At 66.5% G+C, this 15002-nt stretch carries 18 protein-coding genes; 12 read left to right on the top strand and 6 right to left on the bottom strand.

The window, feature by feature from the left end:
- Positions 1-28 precede the first annotated feature (28 nt).
- Positions 29-676, top strand: coding sequence for a glutathione peroxidase (locus AC1DYK_RS04000; RefSeq protein ID WP_478165073.1), 648 nt, complete (start codon positions 29-31; stop codon positions 674-676).
- A gap of 476 nt (positions 677-1152) precedes the next feature.
- Here AC1DYK_RS04000 and AC1DYK_RS04005 read toward each other — a convergent pair whose 3' ends face one another.
- Positions 1153-1764 carry a glutathione S-transferase N-terminal domain-containing protein gene (locus AC1DYK_RS04005; protein WP_478165074.1) on the bottom strand — a complete coding sequence of 204 codons (612 nt, stop codon included), beginning with the start codon at positions 1762-1764 and terminating at the stop codon, positions 1153-1155.
- Between the two features lie 134 nt (positions 1765-1898).
- Between AC1DYK_RS04005 and purB the strand changes: the two genes are divergently transcribed.
- Both purB and AC1DYK_RS04015 read left to right on the top strand, forming a co-directional pair.
- On the top strand, positions 1899-3278 hold the full coding sequence (purB, locus tag AC1DYK_RS04010) for an adenylosuccinate lyase (protein WP_478165075.1): 1380 nt from the start codon (positions 1899-1901) through the stop codon (positions 3276-3278).
- Entirely contained in the window at positions 3278-3838 is a 561-nt protein-coding gene (locus AC1DYK_RS04015; RefSeq protein WP_478094486.1) for a YaeQ family protein, read from the top strand. The genes purB and AC1DYK_RS04015 overlap by 1 nt, the downstream gene beginning before the upstream one ends.
- 16 nt (positions 3839-3854) lie before the next feature.
- Here AC1DYK_RS04015 and AC1DYK_RS04020 read toward each other — a convergent pair whose 3' ends face one another.
- Together AC1DYK_RS04020 and AC1DYK_RS04025 are read right to left on the bottom strand one after the other, a co-directional pair.
- Positions 3855-4160 (bottom strand): DUF2007 domain-containing protein, encoded by a 306-nt coding sequence (locus tag AC1DYK_RS04020; protein WP_478094488.1) that lies wholly within the window; start codon positions 4158-4160, stop codon positions 3855-3857.
- A gap of 5 nt (positions 4161-4165) precedes the next feature.
- A complete protein-coding gene (locus AC1DYK_RS04025) occupies positions 4166-4615 on the bottom strand; it encodes a DUF3717 domain-containing protein (RefSeq protein ID WP_478165076.1) in 450 nt (149 codons plus the stop codon).
- Positions 4616-5031: 416 nt separating this feature from the next.
- Here AC1DYK_RS04025 and AC1DYK_RS04030 point away from each other — a divergent pair, with 416 nt between their 5' ends.
- From AC1DYK_RS04030 to AC1DYK_RS04040, 3 genes are read left to right on the top strand one after another with little or no spacing between them, the layout of a single operon-like run.
- The gene (locus tag AC1DYK_RS04030; RefSeq protein WP_478165077.1) at positions 5032-5769 is read left to right on the top strand and encodes a TerC family protein; all 738 of its coding nucleotides are present in this window, start codon (positions 5032-5034) and stop codon (positions 5767-5769) included.
- Positions 5770-5821: 52 nt separating this feature from the next.
- Positions 5822-6286, top strand: coding sequence for a hypothetical protein (locus AC1DYK_RS04035; RefSeq protein ID WP_478165078.1), 465 nt, complete (start codon positions 5822-5824; stop codon positions 6284-6286).
- 19 nt (positions 6287-6305) lie between these two features.
- Entirely contained in the window at positions 6306-6662 is a 357-nt protein-coding gene (locus tag AC1DYK_RS04040; RefSeq protein ID WP_478165079.1) for a phage holin family protein, read from the top strand.
- 21 nt (positions 6663-6683) lie between these two features.
- On the opposite strand, the gene AC1DYK_RS04045 is transcribed toward AC1DYK_RS04040, so the two are convergent.
- The gene (locus tag AC1DYK_RS04045; RefSeq protein ID WP_478165080.1) at positions 6684-8273 is read right to left on the bottom strand and encodes a M48 family metalloprotease; all 1590 of its coding nucleotides are present in this window, start codon (positions 8271-8273) and stop codon (positions 6684-6686) included.
- A 55-nt stretch (positions 8274-8328) separates the two neighbouring features.
- Here AC1DYK_RS04045 and moaC point away from each other — a divergent pair, with 55 nt between their 5' ends.
- Positions 8329-8808 (top strand): cyclic pyranopterin monophosphate synthase MoaC, encoded by a 480-nt coding sequence (gene moaC, locus AC1DYK_RS04050; RefSeq protein WP_478165081.1) that lies wholly within the window; start codon positions 8329-8331, stop codon positions 8806-8808.
- A gap of 11 nt (positions 8809-8819) precedes the next feature.
- Here moaC and AC1DYK_RS04055 read toward each other — a convergent pair whose 3' ends face one another.
- Entirely contained in the window at positions 8820-9728 is a 909-nt protein-coding gene (locus AC1DYK_RS04055; protein ID WP_478165082.1) for a hypothetical protein, read from the bottom strand.
- 95 nt (positions 9729-9823) lie between these two features.
- Entirely contained in the window at positions 9824-11464 is a 1641-nt protein-coding gene (locus AC1DYK_RS04060) for a PglL family O-oligosaccharyltransferase (RefSeq protein ID WP_478165083.1), read from the bottom strand.
- 167 nt (positions 11465-11631) lie between these two features.
- Between AC1DYK_RS04060 and AC1DYK_RS04065 the strand changes: the two genes are divergently transcribed.
- Genes AC1DYK_RS04065 through AC1DYK_RS04085 form a run of 5 tightly spaced genes read left to right on the top strand, consistent with a single transcriptional unit; the run spans position 11632 to position 14965 of the window.
- The gene (locus AC1DYK_RS04065; protein ID WP_478165084.1) at positions 11632-12114 is read left to right on the top strand and encodes a type IV pilin protein; all 483 of its coding nucleotides are present in this window, start codon (positions 11632-11634) and stop codon (positions 12112-12114) included.
- Positions 12108-12641, top strand: coding sequence for a GspH/FimT family pseudopilin (locus tag AC1DYK_RS04070; protein WP_478165085.1), 534 nt, complete (start codon positions 12108-12110; stop codon positions 12639-12641). Before AC1DYK_RS04065 ends, AC1DYK_RS04070 begins: the two co-directional genes overlap by 7 nt.
- Complete coding sequence (gene pilV, locus AC1DYK_RS04075) at positions 12641-13111, top strand: type IV pilus modification protein PilV (protein ID WP_478165086.1); 471 nt, start codon at positions 12641-12643, stop codon at positions 13109-13111. Before AC1DYK_RS04070 ends, pilV begins: the two co-directional genes overlap by 1 nt.
- Positions 13108-14340 (top strand): PilW family protein, encoded by a 1233-nt coding sequence (locus AC1DYK_RS04080; protein ID WP_478165087.1) that lies wholly within the window; start codon positions 13108-13110, stop codon positions 14338-14340. The genes pilV and AC1DYK_RS04080 overlap by 4 nt, the downstream gene beginning before the upstream one ends.
- 7 nt (positions 14341-14347) lie before the next feature.
- Positions 14348-14965 (top strand): hypothetical protein, encoded by a 618-nt coding sequence (locus AC1DYK_RS04085; protein WP_478165088.1) that lies wholly within the window; start codon positions 14348-14350, stop codon positions 14963-14965.
- Positions 14966-15002: the final 37 nt, after the last annotated feature.

Genomic DNA, 15002 nt, shown 5'->3' on the forward strand with positions numbered 1-15002 from the left:
TGCGCTCTTTCACTCGGGAAATCGCAAAATGCCAATGCCCATCCGGCCAACAGTGCTTCTCGTTCCGGCGCTCGCCATCGCGGCGTGCCTGATCCCGGCCGCGGCCACGGCCCAGAGCACCCCGCAGGCCCCTTCTTCCGCCGCCGCGCCCGCCTGCCCGGCCCTCCTGCAGCACAGCTTCCCGCGGTTGCAGGACGAAAAGCCCCAGGCGCTGTGCCAGTACGCCGGCAAGGTCGTGCTGGTGGTCAATACCGCCAGCTTTTGCGGCTTCACGCCGCAATACAAGGGCCTGGAAGCGCTGGACAGCAAGTACCGCGCGCGCGGGCTGGTGGTGCTCGGTTTCCCCTCGAACGACTTCGCCCAGGAAGCGGGCTCGAACAAGGAGATCGCCGACTTTTGCGAAAGCACCTTCGGCGTCAAATTCCCGATGTTCGCGAAATCATCGGTCCGGGGGCCGGAGGCCAACCCGCTGTTCAAGCAACTGGCGCAACTCTCCGGAACGACGCCCAAGTGGAACTTCTATAAATACCTGATCGGCCGCGACGGCAAGGTGGTGGACGCCTATTCGAGCCTGACCTCGCCGGACGACCGCGCCTTCGTACGCGAGATCGAAAAGCAGCTGAACGCAGCGCCGCTCGCGGCGGCCAAGTCGGATTCCGCAACGCTTTCGAACTAGTCACAAACGCTTACTCATCGAGCAGGAACCCGGTCGCCGCCCCATGCTCATACCGTTTCCGGGCACGTAGGGCCCGGCCGTTTTCTTTTCATGTTGCGAGGTCTTCCAGGCGCTTGCCGTCAGGTTGAAATCCCGAGGCGATTCTTCTCCTCCTCCCTCCCTCCCTCCTTCGTCCGGGGCGCCTCGCAACATCTTTATCTCGCCCCCAGGTTGCCCGCACTTCGTGTCGGGCGCCCACCCCCTACCGGGGGCAACACCGGCGGCCCGGCGGAGCCGGTTCCGCGGTGTTTCACCAACGGCCTGGCTTCGCCGGCCTCGCAAAACAAAAAGCCCCGCAGTGCGGGGCTTTTCTTTGTTTGGGGCTGCGCGTAGCGCGCCTGTTCGGGGGCTGCCGCGGAGCCGGCTTCGCCGGGCCGCCGGCTGCGCCCCCTGCAAGGGGGTGGGCGGCTACACGAAGTGAGCCAACCTGGGGGTGTTCAAGGTGCCGTGTCAGCAAAGCTCGGGCGGAGCATCAGCTTGTCGTAGAGGCGGACCAGATTGGAATGGTCGGCGCGCCAATCGATCTCGGGGAAGCGATAGCCGATCCAGCCCAGGGCGCAGCCGACGGCGATGTCGGACAGGCTCAGGTGGATGCCGCTGCAAAAGGGCTTGTCGGCCAGGCCCTTGGCCATGGCGGCGATGCCGGCAGTGACCTTGCCGCGCTGGCGGTCCATCCAGGCCTGGCTGCGCTCGCTGTCGGCGCGCAGCGTCCAGATGGCTTCCATGCGCAGCAGCACGCCGGCGTCCATCACGCCGTCGGCCAGCGCCTCCCAGGTCTTGACCTCGGCGCGCTCACGGCTCTGCTGCGGGATCAGCTTGCCGACCGGCGACAGGGTGTCGAGGTATTCGACGATCACGCGCGAGTCGAACATGGCCTCGCTGCCGTCCATGATCAGGCAGGGCACCTTGCCGAGCGGGTTGGAACTGGAAATCGTGGTGTCGGCAGACCAGACGTCTTCGATCACGAACTGGTAGTCGAGCCGCTTTTCGGCCATGACCACGCGCACCTTGCGCACGTAAGGGCTGGCAGCGGATCCGATCAGTTTCATGCGGGCATTCCCCCCATCAGGGTCATCGTTGTAGCGCTTTGATTCTAGGGGAAGGCGGGCGGCGCGAAATCCCGTTCCGGCCCCGCGATCCGAAGCGAAATTGCTTCGGCCGGGCCGCAACCTAAAATTGGCCCATGAGTTTCTCCACCGTCTCCGCCCTTTCCCCCCTCGACGGCCGCTATGCGGCCAAGCTCTCGGCGCTGCGCCCGCTGATGAGCGAACAGGGCTACATGCACCGGCGAGTGCAGGTCGAGGTGGCGTGGTTCATCGCCCTCTCGGACTGCGGCTTCGCCGAATTCAAGCCTCTCACCGGCGGCGCCCGCAAGTACCTGCTCGGCCTGGTTTCCAACTTCTCCGAGGCCGACGCGGTCGCGATCAAGCAGATCGAGAAGACCACCAATCACGACGTGAAGGCGGTCGAATACTGGATCAAGTCGAAGTTCGAGGCCCGCCCGGAACTGCTGGCCGCGTCCGAATTCGTCCATTTCGCCTGCACCAGCGAGGACATCAACAACACCAGCCACGCGCTGCAGATCCAGGCTGCGCGCGAAAAAGTGATGCTGCCGGCGATCGACGGCCTGATCGCGACCCTGCGCGACATGGCGGGCAAGTTCGCCGACGTGGCCATGCTCTCGCGCACCCACGGCCAGACCGCCAGCCCGACCACCGTCGGCAAGGAACTCGCGAACGTCGCGGTGCGGCTCGCCAAGGCGCGCGAGCAGATCGCGGCCGTGCAACTGCTGGGCAAGATGAACGGCGCGGTCGGCAACTACAACGCCCACATGGCCGCCTGGCCCGATTTCGACTGGGAAGCCTTCAGCAGCAAGGTGGTCGAGACGCCCGCGCCGCTCGGCCTGGGCCTGGCTTTCCAGCCCTACAGCATCCAGATCGAGCCGCACGACTACATGGCCGAGCTGTTCGATGCCGTGGCGCGCGCCAACACCATCCTGGTCGACTTCTCGCGCGACATCTGGGGCTACGTGAGCCTGGGCTACTTCAAGCAGCGCCTGAAGCCCGGCGAGATCGGCTCCTCGACGATGCCGCACAAGGTCAACCCGATCGATTTCGAGAACGCCGAGGGCAACCTGGGCCTGGCCAATGCGGTGCTGCGCCACCTGAGCGAGAAGCTGCCGATCAGCCGCTGGCAGCGCGACCTCACCGACAGCACGGTGCTGCGCAACATCGGCGTCGCCTTCGGCTATGCCACGCTCGCCTACGCCAGCCTCGCCACCGGCCTGGGCAAGCTCGAACTCAACCAGGAAGCGCTGGCCGATGACCTCGACAGCTCCTGGGAAGTGCTCGCCGAGCCGATCCAGACCGTGATGCGGCGCTTCGGCGTGCAGGGCGCCTACGAGCAGCTCAAGGAAGTCACGCGCGGCAAGACCGTGACCGCCGAGGCGCTGCACGGACTGATCCGCTCGCTCGCCATTCCGGAAGCGGAAAAGGAGCGCCTGCTGGCCATGACGCCCGCCAGCTACATCGGCAAAGCCGCCGAACTGGCCCGGCGGGCCTGATGGCACTCAAGTCAACCATCTTCAAGGCCAGTCTCGCGGTCGCCGACATCGACCACAACTACTACGCCGACCACGCGCTGACCCTGGCGCGCCATCCCAGCGAAACCGACGAACGGATGATGATCCGGCTGGTGGCGCTGGCGCTCAACGCCCACAAGCTGCAGGACGTGTGCAACGGCGACGGCACGCTGGCCTTCGGTGCCGGCCTGTCGAACCCGGACGAGCCGGATGTCTGGCTGCGCGACTTCACCGGCCAGGTGAAGCTCTGGATCGAGGTCGGCCAACCCGAGGACAAGCCGGTGATCAAGGCCTGCGGCAAGGCCGACGAGGTGATCGTCTACTGCTTCAACCATGCCGCCGAGATCTGGTGGCGCGGCATCGAGACCAAGCTGACGCGGCCGCAGAACCTCAGCGTGTTCCGCGTGCCGACCGCGGCCTCGCAGTCGCTGGCGGCGCTGGCGCAGCGCTCGATGCAGCTGCAGGCGACGATCCAGGAAGGCGCACTGATGCTGGGCGACGGCAAGACCAGCATCGACATCGAACCCGTGCGGCTGCGCTAGGGCCTGCTCACAGGCCCTAATCCCTGGGCATCGGGGCGCCGCACTGCCAGCACTGTTCGAATCCGCCCTCCACCAGCTCCCCGCAACGGCACTCCCAGCGACGCTGCGGCCGGTGCTTGAGCGCATGCAACAGCCGCTCGGCCAGCGCGAGTTGGCCGTCGTCCTCGATCCAGATCTCGGGCAGGCACTGGTCGGGCGGCAACTGGCCGGCCGCGGCGCCCAGGTACTCCCTCTGCACCGAGGCGCCGATGCCGTCATCGCGCAGCATCTGCACCCACAGCGTCGCGATGGCCAGGTTCGGGGCTTGCGCGAGGCGTCGCATGGCGTTCAGTCGGCCGGATCGGGCGTCGCGTCCTCGGGCCAGACCTGCTCGGTCTCGCGCGCGCGCTCGGCATACTTGTTGAAGCGCCAGGCCGTGTCCTGCATCGTGATGCGACGCCAGGTCGAGCGCTTCTCGGCCGGCGACATCGCCGGCCAGTGCTGCACCTCGTCGAAGCTGCGGCCGCAGCCCTTGCACTGGTCGTCGCCCTGGCTGGTGGAGCAGATCGCGATGCACGGGGTGTCGGGCGTGCTCTGGTACCAGTCCAGCCAGGCGGCCCAGGCCTTGGCAGGGAAGCCGACTTCGTCGACCTCGTCCTCGTGGTGGAACACCATCAGCGCATAGACCTCGGCCAGCGCCCGCAGTTCGGGGGCCAGCGTGATGCCGTCGGGCGAAGGTTTTCTCTCGCGCCAGAAATTGATGGCGGCCTCGATGTCGGTGATGTGAATGGCGGCCATGGGGAGACAAGAAAAAGCGAGCGCGCATCATAGTCCGGGCAATGTCCCGCAAACGTTGGAGGGATTGCTTGCTCCGAAATCAATAGCACCGCTGCGCCTGTCCACGTGGAATCCAGGCTCATTCTCTTCAAGGAATGAGACAAGTCTGGTTGCAACACCCCGGCCACGATGCTCTAATTCCGCCCACGAAGGGGAGTAGCTCCCACTCGCTCTCCAGGGAGTGGGTTCGCCAGGTCGTCAATACGAAGCAAAACACTTCCGGCCTGTCGGGCAGCCGCGTGCTGTCAAGCAAGACCTTCGATGTGAGCCCTCGCGGGTTTGATCGAAGCGTTGCAAGCCCCCGAGACTCCGTTCTCTCCGTCAACGCCTCATCCGATCCACGCGAGCGGGAGTGAAACGAAAACAGAGAGGACTTCATGGAGCTATTTCTAACCCCCGAATTCTGGGTCGCCGTCGGCCAGATCATCATGATCGACATCCTGCTGGGTGGCGACAATGCGGTCGTGATCGCGCTGGCCTGCCGCAAGCTGCCACCGGCCCAGCGCACCAAGGGCATCCTTTGGGGCACCGCCGGCGCCATCGTGCTGCGCGTCATCCTGATCTTCTTCGCCCTGACGCTGCTGGCGATTCCGTTCCTGAAACTGGCCGGCGCGATCCTGCTGCTGTGGATCGGCGTCAAGCTGCTGTCGCCCGATCACGACGACGCCCACGGCAACATCGCGGCGAGCGACAAGCTCTGGGCCGCGGTCAAGACCGTCATCGTGGCCGACCTGGTGATGAGCGTGGACAACGTGATCGCGATCGCGGGTGCCGCACAGGGCGCCGGCGCCGGCCACCAGATGCCGCTCGTGATCTTCGGCCTGCTGGTCAGCATCCCGATCATCGTCTGGGGCAGCCAGCTGGTGATCAAGCTGATGGACCGCTTCCCGCTGATCATCACGCTGGGCGGCATGCTGCTGGGCTGGATCGCCGGAACCATGGCCGTGTCCGATCCGTCGGTGGCCAATCCGGCCGCCTGGACCTGGGTGCCGAAGCTGCCGCAGACCGACCTGGTGCGCTACGCTGCCGGCGTCATCGGCGCGCTGCTGGTGCTGGCGATCGGCAAGTGGGTCGCCGCGCGCCGCCCGAAGCCGGCCGACACGGTCACCGCCTGAACTTCCCTTGCCCAATGTCTCTCCCACTCCAACCAGCATAAAAGGAGCAACCATGGAAAAGGTCATTCTGTACGTGGACGACGCGGGCTATGCCCGCGAGTTCCTCGCCAAGGCGCCGGCCGAGGCCGGCGCCGCCGGACAGCGCCATTGGGTGCTGGTGGCCTGCGCGCCGCGCATGACCCACCGCATCAGCAAATGGGTCAGCCACAGTGCGCGCGAGAACTGGCGCGCCAAGTGGTTCGCCAAGGTGCAGGAGCAGTTGCTGCCGGTGCTGACGAGCGGCAATGCGCCGGTGACGCCGGTGCTGGCCAAGGGCCCGCTGACCGAACTGACGCAGCGCCTGAAGCTGGAGCACGGTGCCACGCGGGTGATCGATGCCCGCCGGCCGAAGCTCGGCGTCGATCTCGAACCCGTGGCACCCGACCAGACGCCGGCGGGCCAGTCCGGCTGGGCATTGCCGGGCGCGGTGCTGGGCATGGGCGCGCTGCTGGTGCTGGCCAACGAGCTGTCCGAATAGCCCGTCGAGCCCGCGCCGGATGCGACTCCTCATCAAATGGCTGCTCAGCGCGCTGGCGCTGCTCGCGGTCGCCTATCTCTACAGCGGCGTCCAGGTCACGACCTACACCTCGGCGCTGCTGGCCGCGGCCGTGATCGGGCTGCTCAACATGTTCGTGCGGCCGGTGCTGGTGGTGCTGACCCTGCCGGTCACGATCGTCACGCTGGGCCTGTTCCTGTTCGTGATCAACGCCCTGCTCTTCTGGGCCGCCTCGGGGCTGCTGTCGGGCTTTCACGTCAACAGCTTCTTCGCGGCGCTGCTCGGCTCGCTGATCTATTCGCTGCTCGGCGTGCTGATCGAGTCCGCGCTGGGCGGGCTGTTCGCGAAGCAGGGCTGACGCGCGCGCCCCTGCTTCTTCCTATCTGAGCTGCTTCGCCTCGGCGGCCTGCTCCCTCAGGATCGCGTCGATGGCGCGGGCGCGGGTGTCGATGATCGACGCCTCGTAGTGGTCGACCGGACCGGTGCCGGGCTGGCCCTGCGCGCTCTTGCGGATCAGGTCCTGCGCTGCCTTGAAGCGGTCGCGCGCCGCCGCGTAGTCGAGCGAAGCGACATTGGCCTCGGCATCGGCGCGCACCGCGCTGACCGTCTCGTTGTTCGCGCCATACAGGTTGGCGAGCATGCGCCAGGCGCTGGCGTCGCGCGGATGGGTGGCGACCCAATCGCGCAGCGCCGGGATCATCGGTGCCGGATTGCGCGTGGCGACCGCGGCCTGGGCCGCCAGCATCATTTCAGGCCGGTCCTTGGCCTTGGGATTCAGCAAGGCCGCGGCCGCAGGCGCCGCACCGGCCGCGAGCTCGATCTCGGCCGAGAGCAGCCGCGCCAGCCGGGCCGACGGCGCGTCGCCGGCCGTGCGGGCGACCAACTGCTGGGCCAGCGCACGGGCCGCCTTGAAGTCGCGCAGCTCGCTGGCCGAGAGCGCCGCCGCATAGAGGATGCCGGCCTGCTGCGCCGGCGAGCTGCGCGCGAACTCTCCGCTGCCCGCCGAATCGGCCCACAGCCGCAGCACGTCGACCCCGGGGCGGGTGAGCACCCGGGCGCGGGCGGTGATCATGGCGTGGTCCATCACCAGCGGCAGCGGCGCGGTGGCGCCGGGCTTGGCCTGGAAGCGGCCCTGCATGTCGGCGATCCGCTCGCTGTTGAGCGGGTGGCTGCGCAGATAGGGGTAGGAGCCGTTGTCGTTGAGCCGGGAGGCGTACTGGAGCTTCTCGAACATCGTGGCCGCGCCCTGCGCCGCGAAGCCGGCCTGCGTCATCACGCCGAAGCCGACACGGTCGGCCTCGCGCTCCATGTCGCGCGAGAAATTGAGCTGGTTCTGCATGAACATCGCCTGGCTGCCCATGATCATCGCTTGGCCGGCATCGGCGCTTCGGCTCTTGCTGGCGGCGATCACGCCCAGGATCAGGCCGGCGAGCATCATCGGCATCTGCTGGCTCTGCTTGGTCATGATGCGCGCGATGTGGCGCTGCGTGACGTGGGACAACTCGTGCCCGAGCACGGTGGCGAGCTCATCCCGGCTGCCGACCACCGCGATCAGCCCCAGGTTGAGCCCGAGATAGCCCCCGGGCAGGGCGAAGGCGTTGATGTTGCGGTCGCGGCCCAGCAGGATGGCCCAGGCGAAGCGCTCGTCGAGCTCGGGCGTGAGTTCGCCGCGCAGCCGCGCCGCGGCGAGCAGGCGCTGCCAGATGTCCTGCACGTACTCGACCAGCACCGGGTCGTCGATGAAGTCCGGGTCGCGGTAGAGCTCGCGGGCGATCTGGTCGCCCAGGTGGCGCTCGGCGCTGGCGGTCATCTCGCCGCCGTCGCCCATGCCGGGCAGCTGCTGGGCCTGCGCGCGCAAGGGCAGTGCAATCTGGGCGGCGATCAGCAGCCCGGCGCACAGGCCGCGCAGCAGGCGGGCGACCGGCGGTCGCGAGAGGATGGAGTGGTGAAAGGGAGTCAAGCGCGGCATTCCTCGTCCATTGGCTCGGCCCCGTATGATGCTGCACTCCGCAGAACGTTCACAGATGAGTTCTCTTACACATTTCGATGCCCAGGGCCAGGCGCACATGGTCGACGTCGCGGCCAAGCCCGCGACCCATCGCGTGGCCGTGGCGACCGGCCGCATCGAAATGCTGGCCTCGACCCTGGCCCTGATCGAGTCGGGCAGCGCCAAGAAGGGCGATGTGCTCGGCGTCGCGCGCATCGCCGGCATCCAGGCTGCCAAGAAGACCAGCGACCTGATTCCCCTGTGCCATCCGCTGGCGCTCACCCGCGTGGCGCTGGCCTTCGCGCTGGTCGACGGCACCCCGCCGCAAGTGACCTGCACCGCGACGGTCGAAACGGTCGGCCCCACCGGCGTCGAGATGGAGGCCCTGACCGCCGTCCAGGTGGCGCTCCTGACCATCTACGATATGTGCAAGGCGGTGGATCGCGGGATGCGCATCACCGACGTGCACGTGCTGGAGAAGCACGGGGGGAAGTCGGGGAGCTGGGTGGCAGGCTAGGCAGCTGATGTCTAGCCGGCAGATTTTCTCAATCTGCGCATGAATCGACGCTCCCAGAGCTTGTCCGCGAAGAATTGCACGGTCTTGCGGACGCGATCGCGCCCATTGCGGGCGTCGTAGGGCGACCGGATGTCCGCGCCCAGTTGCCGCGCGCGCACGCTGAGCAGCGTCTCGGAGAGAACGCAACGCACTTTCATGCGCATGTCCTCGAATGTTTCCGCGGTCAGCGCGCTGGCCTTGTACCAGCCGCCGCTCCATTTGAACTTCCGCTTCGTCTCGGCCATCTCGTCCGGATCCGCCACCATGAAGACCAGGCGCGTTTCGGCGTAGCCGGGATCGACGTGATCCCGGAACAGCTTGTGGGCCGGCTCGTAACTGTCGTGCACGAGGGAATCCAGGAATTCGTTGCCAGGGGAAAGGGTCACCAGCCCCTTGCGCAACGTGTTGTTCATCGCAAAGCCATAGGTGACGATGTACTCGAGCTGCGGCCCCAGCGGCGTCTTGACGGAGTGCACGTAGTCGTGGACCTCCCCGAGGATCCAGGGGCCGGCGTGGACGCTGAGCTTCTCGATCTCCTGGCCGAACCGAGCCGCTCGCTGGGGACTCCAGCCCTGGTGGCGGGCCACCGTGTCGTTCGTGAAGATCCAGACGTCGGGTTCGTCGCTGCGTGACAGGACCGCGGCCACCCCTGTATCCCAGCCGGAGAATTCGCGATTCGAGTTGTCGCCCGGGATGACCCGGGCCTCGAAGCCGAACCCGGCGTAGGTCTCCTCGCCGTCCGTCCGGGCGTTGTCGACAACGACCAGTGTGACCCGGTCGCCGGGCTTCGCGAACGCCTCGCGAAACCGGGCGAGCAGCTCGACGGAAGGCTCTCTGCGCGCACTTCCAAACTCGAGATGGACAAAGCTGTAGTGAGTCATGGTCTGGCTGCGTGAGGTGGGATCCGTTGGCCCAACGGAATGTAGCTCGAAACAACTCCTTGCAGAACTGCGGACGGCGCACGCAAAAGCCGGACCTACCCGGCCGGATCCTCTTCCATCGGCTGACCGCCGACCCAGCGGGCGTACTCGGCCGGAAAGGCAGCCCTGAATCGGGCGGCCTGTGCATAGGCCTCTTCGTCGTCGCCCAGCAGCATCGCGCTCTCGATCAGCTTGACGATCACGGCCGGTTCGGGCGAAAAGTGCAGCACGCGCTGCGCCAGCGCGTGCATCTCGCCGGCGTTGGCGTGGCTGACCGGCGTCAGGGTCAGCCTGGCGAAGGCGACCGGCGCCTTGAACAACCAGGAGCCCTGCGCCACCTCGAGCGGGTGGTCGCGGTAGGCCGGCAGCCGCCGGTCGCGCTCCAGGAAAACCTGGCTGACGCGGGTGTAGTCCCAGGCGGCGTAGCCGACGCTCGCCATCAGTGCGAGCACGGCGGCCATCGCCAGTGCGGGTACGGTCTTCCAGCGAGCCCGGCCGGCGCGAGCCCCCACCGGCGCCGCCGGCCACAAGAAGCCGAGGCACAGCCCGAAGACCAGCTGGAACGGCCCGTACCAGAGCGGGTATTCGAGCAGGCTGTGCAGCACGATCGCGCCGAGCAGGGCCCAGGCCAGGAGCCGTGCCGGATCCCTTTCGCGCCACGGACGGGCGGCCAGCACCAGCCAGCCGAAGCCGCCGCAGATCAGCAGCGCCGCCGGAATGCCGAGTTCGACCGCCAGATGCAAGGGAAGGTTGTGCGCGTTGTCGAGGATCTCGACGAAGCGCGGGCCGGCGTAGAGCGTGCTGTAGTGCGCGAACTTCAGCTCGCCCCAGCCCCAGCCGGCCCAGGGACGCTGGGCGATCAGGTCGAGGACGTTGTGCCACAGCAGGAGCCGGCTGTGGGCCGCCGGGGCGCCGTCGCGCAGGCGGGTGATCATGCCCTCGACACCCGGGCTGGCGAGTTGGGGAAGCAGCCAGGCGGCAACGAAGTAAGCAGGTACTGCGGCAATAAGCAGCCAGGGATGCGGCAAGCGATGGAGGCCGACTGGCTCGCGACGCTCCCGCCGAGCCAGGAAAGCAGCCCCGCCGACGATCAGCAGGAGCTGCAGCAGGCCCGTGCGCGAGGTGGCCGCCGCAGCCGCGACCACCAGCAGCGCCGCCGCCGGCACCAGCGCCGCGCGCACGCGGCGGCCGCCGGCCGCATGCAGCCACAGCGCCGAGACCAGCGCCAGGCTGATCAGCGTCGCGAACTGGTTGCGCTGGCGCAGGTTGCCGTAGGCCTGGCCGAGTTCGGGGGCGCTGGTCCAGGGGACCAGGGGCTGGGCGAGGCCGTAATACTGGAGCAAACCCAGCAAGGCATTGATGAGCCCGGCGGTTAGCAGGGCCCAGGCCCATGGCGCTGGCGACCGTGCATGCGCCATGCCCGCGCCCACGCAGCCGGCCATGCCGACCGCCGCCACGGCAAGAACGGCCGATCCGTCGAAGGCCGGGACTTGCCCCTGTCCGGCCAGAACCGCCAGAGCCGTCACGGTCAGCCAGCCGAGCACCGCTCTCGACGGCAGCGCGCGGGGTCCGAGCGCCAGCGACAGGGCGACGCAGGCCCACGCGACCAGCTGCTGCAGCACGTTCACCGAGGGGCCGACCGCGAAAGGGAACAGGAACGGGAGCGCGAACAGCGCTGCCAGGGCGACGGTCCGCAAAGCCGATGCCCTCTCGCTCGCAGCCTCATAACGAAAACTAAAGATTGAGCCCATACGTGAAACCGTTCACAGGTTAGCCGTTCGGGGGCGACGAAAGGAAGCGCTGCGCGGACAGGCGGCAATGTGAAAAGAAACAGGCCCGTGACAATTTGTGACCTTTATAAAACATGCGGGCTGAGGTCATCACAGTGCAAAACGTCTCCCCTCCTCGTCGCCGTTCGGCGGGGTTCACGCTCATTGAACTCATGATCACGGTGGCAGTCGTGGCGATCTTGTCCTCCATCGCCTATCCGTCCTACACGGACTACGTTCGGCGCGGTCGAATTGCCGAGGCCACCGGCGAGCTTGGAACGATGCGCGTCAGGCTGGAGCAGTTCTATCAAGACAGTCGCCCCAGCAACTATGGATCCACCGCGACGGCCTGCGGCGTCGCCGTTCCCACCAGCCCGTCGTTCACGTACACGTGCAACTGGGGTACAGGCGGCACCAGCCAGACGTTCCTGATCACCGCGACCGGGAATGCGTCGGCCAGCATGACTGGCTTTACCTTCACGATCGACAACAACAACGCCCATGCAACGACCGCGTACCCGGGGGCGTCGGGCCTGCCGGCGGCCTGCTGGCTGAAACGGAAGAGCGACACATGCTGACGCTTGCATCTTCCCGACCACATCCTGCTGGTCAGCGCAGCAAGCTGCGAGGCTTCACGCTCATTGAGTTGATGGTGACGGTCGCCATCATTGCCGTCAGCCTCGCCTTGGTAGCCCCGAGTTTTTCGCAGTTGGTATCGAACTACCGCCTGAGGAGCGGTGCGGAAAGCATGCTCAACGGACTCAATCTCGCACGAGCCGAGGCCGTGCGCCGCAACTCGCAGGTCAGTTTCGCGCTCACTGGAACCAGTTCAGGCTGGACGGTCAGCGACAGCGCGGGTGCCGTCATCCAGTCGCGCGCCGACAGTGACACGGGCGGGCTCAACGCAGCTTCGAGCAACAGCGCGACCAGCGTCACGTTCCTGCCAACAGGGCTTGTCAACGCCACGGGAACCTGGCTCTCCCAAATCAACTTGTCGAGCGCCACGTCGGGCACGGACACTCGCCGAATCGATGTGTTCGGTGGCGGCCTGATCCGCATGTGCGACCCCGCGGTTTCGGCGGCCAACGACCCTCGGAGGTGCTGATGCCTTCCAATCGCATGGCTTCGCGACGGCAGCATCACTGCGGCTTCACGCTGATCGAAGTCCTCATCTCGCTGTTGGTGTTCTCTATCGGTGTGCTCGGCCTGTTGGGACTGCAGGGCGGCGCAGTTCGGTTCTCGACAGATGCCCAACAGCGCGCGGATGCAACCTTCCTGGCGGACCAGTTGTTCGGTCGGATGTTGATTTCGGACCCTGCCACCATCGCGACCTTTGCGCATCACCCCACCGGAAACACCAAGTGTGCGCCCACCGGCGCCGCATCCGCGAATGCGGTGGTGACCGAGTGGCTGGGCGAAGTGACCGGTTTGCTCGGTGCCAATGCCACCGGCAACTTGCAGCAGATCGTGGTGGATCCCGCGACCGGGCAAGTGACGGTCAGGTTGTGCTGGCAAAACGGCAATGACCCGTTGCATCAACTCGTCGTCAGCAACCAGATGCAGTGGCAACCATGAAGCGATTCGGCATAGTCACAACGCAGCGCGGCCCGCGGCCGAGCCGCATGCACGGCATCACGCTGGTCGAACTGATGGTCGCCATCGCCATCGGACTCTTCCTCAGCCTGGTGATCACGGGCACGGTGCTGACCATGGGCCGGCAGTTCCGGGTCGTGGCCTCCAACGTGGCTTCTCAGGGGAGTGCCCAAATTGCGCTCTCGTTGATCGACAGCGCGGGCCGATCGGCTGGCGCCGGCCTGTTCAACAACGGCCAACTCCTGTGCCCGACGCTCAATGCGTGGCACGACGGCACCGTGAAGGCCGACAACGTCGTCTTCATGCCGATGAAGATCACCGATGGCGGCAGCAATACCGCATCCGACACCATCGTGTTCACGACCGCGACCTCGACCGGGGCACTCTCTGGCGTGCCGCTGGTGGACGTCACCGCGACCGGCGACGCCACGGTCAAGGTCAGCAACGCGGGAGGCCTCCTGAACGGTGATCTGGCCCTGATGGGTGCTCCGGGCTCGGGGCAACCGTGCCTGTTGTTCCAAGTCACGGCCGCGCCGACCACTGATGGCACCGCATGTGCCGGCAACGCGACCCTTTGCACGACCTTGACCCGCGTTGGTGCAGCCACAGGCTACAACCCACCGGCCGCCGTCTTCACGAACGCGCCAAAATACGGCTTTCAGACCGATACCGGGGCGGCTCCCGCCATCTACGGTCCTGCAGTCGTCAATCGGCTGGGCGCAAGCTTCGTGCAAAACGCGTTTGCGGTACGGTGCCAATCGCTGATTCAGTACAACGCATTCTCCGATGCGCCTGCGTGCACGCAGAATCCGCTCAGCTTTTCGGGCGGTGCAAACGCACTCGCCACAGATGTTGTGCTGATGCACGCCCAATATGGGCTCAGTGCTGCGGCGAGCAGCGACGTCGTCACATCGTGGGTCGACGCCACGGGCGCGTGGGCAGCCCCCAGCGTGGCCAACGTGGGATTGATCAAGGCGCTGCGCGTGGTCATCGTGGCGCGCTCCAAAGAATCCGAGTCGAACAACGTCAGCGCTGCGTGCACCAACGCCAACGGCGTGGTGAATACCGGCCCCTGCTCATTCCAGGATGCCAGCGCCCCCGTGATCGATCTCAGCGGAGTCGCTGTCTCCGCAGGAAAAACCTGGCGCAACTATCGGTATCGAGTGCACCAGGCGGTGGTACCACTGCGCAACGTCATCTGGAGCAATTGAGATGAGCATGGCATACCCCCTCCAGCGCGGACTGCGTCGTCGCGGCGGCTCCCAGCGTCGCCAGAAAGGCATGGTGCTTCTGGTGGCTCTCATTGTGCTGGCTTTGATGTCCATCGCCAGCTTGAGCGTGCTCAGAGCGGCCGACACTGGCAATGTCATCGCCGGCAACTATTCGTTCCAGCAAGCGGCCGTGCAGGCGTCGGACCGCGCCCTCACGGATGCGCTCAACACCCTTGCGGCGCTCGCGGTCGGAAACACAGCGAATGCGGACGTCAACAACCGGTATTTCGCGACGAAGCAGTCCCCCCTCGATGCCCACGGCATTCCCACGGCCATCAACTGGGCCGCCGTCACCTGCGTCGATCCAAGCGGAGCCAACGTGGCCAACTGCGCGACAGACGCGGGCAACTACCGCATTCAGTACGTCATCGAGCGCATGTGCTCGAGCAATCCCGACATGTCGAGCATCACCGACATCCGCGCGAAATGTGAGTACGAAGCGAGTGCGACGGCGTTGTCCGCGTCAAGCATCAGCGTTCGCTACCGCGTCCTGATACGGGTGCGTGGGCCGCGAGGTACCGAGGGCTGGTTCGAAGCCATGGTCTCAGGCCCCGCGAGCACGTGAACCGCATCCATTCGAGTCAGCCAGGCACAGGAGTATG

The sequence above is a fragment of the Variovorax sp. P2_H12 genome, from assembly GCF_056403395.1.

Excerpts from the sequence above, each read along its gene's own strand:
- AC1DYK_RS04000 (WP_478165073.1), top strand. The coding sequence starts at position 29 with ATGCCAATGCCCATCCGGCCAACAGTGCTTCTCGTTCCGGCGCTCGCC.
- AC1DYK_RS04005 (WP_478165074.1), bottom strand. The coding sequence starts at position 1,764 with ATGAAACTGATCGGATCCGCTGCCAGCCCTTACGTGCGCAAGGTGCGC.
- purB (WP_478165075.1), top strand. The coding sequence starts at position 1,899 with ATGAGTTTCTCCACCGTCTCCGCCCTTTCCCCCCTCGACGGCCGCTAT.
- AC1DYK_RS04015 (WP_478094486.1), top strand. The coding sequence starts at position 3,278 with ATGGCACTCAAGTCAACCATCTTCAAGGCCAGTCTCGCGGTCGCCGAC.
- AC1DYK_RS04020 (WP_478094488.1), bottom strand. The coding sequence starts at position 4,160 with ATGCGACGCCTCGCGCAAGCCCCGAACCTGGCCATCGCGACGCTGTGG.
- AC1DYK_RS04025 (WP_478165076.1), bottom strand. The coding sequence starts at position 4,615 with ATGGCCGCCATTCACATCACCGACATCGAGGCCGCCATCAATTTCTGG.
- AC1DYK_RS04030 (WP_478165077.1), top strand. The coding sequence starts at position 5,032 with ATGGAGCTATTTCTAACCCCCGAATTCTGGGTCGCCGTCGGCCAGATC.
- AC1DYK_RS04035 (WP_478165078.1), top strand. The coding sequence starts at position 5,822 with ATGGAAAAGGTCATTCTGTACGTGGACGACGCGGGCTATGCCCGCGAG.
- AC1DYK_RS04040 (WP_478165079.1), top strand. The coding sequence starts at position 6,306 with ATGCGACTCCTCATCAAATGGCTGCTCAGCGCGCTGGCGCTGCTCGCG.
- AC1DYK_RS04045 (WP_478165080.1), bottom strand. The coding sequence starts at position 8,273 with ATGCCGCGCTTGACTCCCTTTCACCACTCCATCCTCTCGCGACCGCCG.
- moaC (WP_478165081.1), top strand. The coding sequence starts at position 8,329 with ATGAGTTCTCTTACACATTTCGATGCCCAGGGCCAGGCGCACATGGTC.
- AC1DYK_RS04055 (WP_478165082.1), bottom strand. The coding sequence starts at position 9,728 with ATGACTCACTACAGCTTTGTCCATCTCGAGTTTGGAAGTGCGCGCAGA.
- AC1DYK_RS04065 (WP_478165084.1), top strand. The coding sequence starts at position 11,632 with ATGCGGGCTGAGGTCATCACAGTGCAAAACGTCTCCCCTCCTCGTCGC.
- AC1DYK_RS04070 (WP_478165085.1), top strand. The coding sequence starts at position 12,108 with ATGCTGACGCTTGCATCTTCCCGACCACATCCTGCTGGTCAGCGCAGC.
- pilV (WP_478165086.1), top strand. The coding sequence starts at position 12,641 with ATGCCTTCCAATCGCATGGCTTCGCGACGGCAGCATCACTGCGGCTTC.
- AC1DYK_RS04080 (WP_478165087.1), top strand. The coding sequence starts at position 13,108 with ATGAAGCGATTCGGCATAGTCACAACGCAGCGCGGCCCGCGGCCGAGC.
- AC1DYK_RS04085 (WP_478165088.1), top strand. The coding sequence starts at position 14,348 with ATGGCATACCCCCTCCAGCGCGGACTGCGTCGTCGCGGCGGCTCCCAG.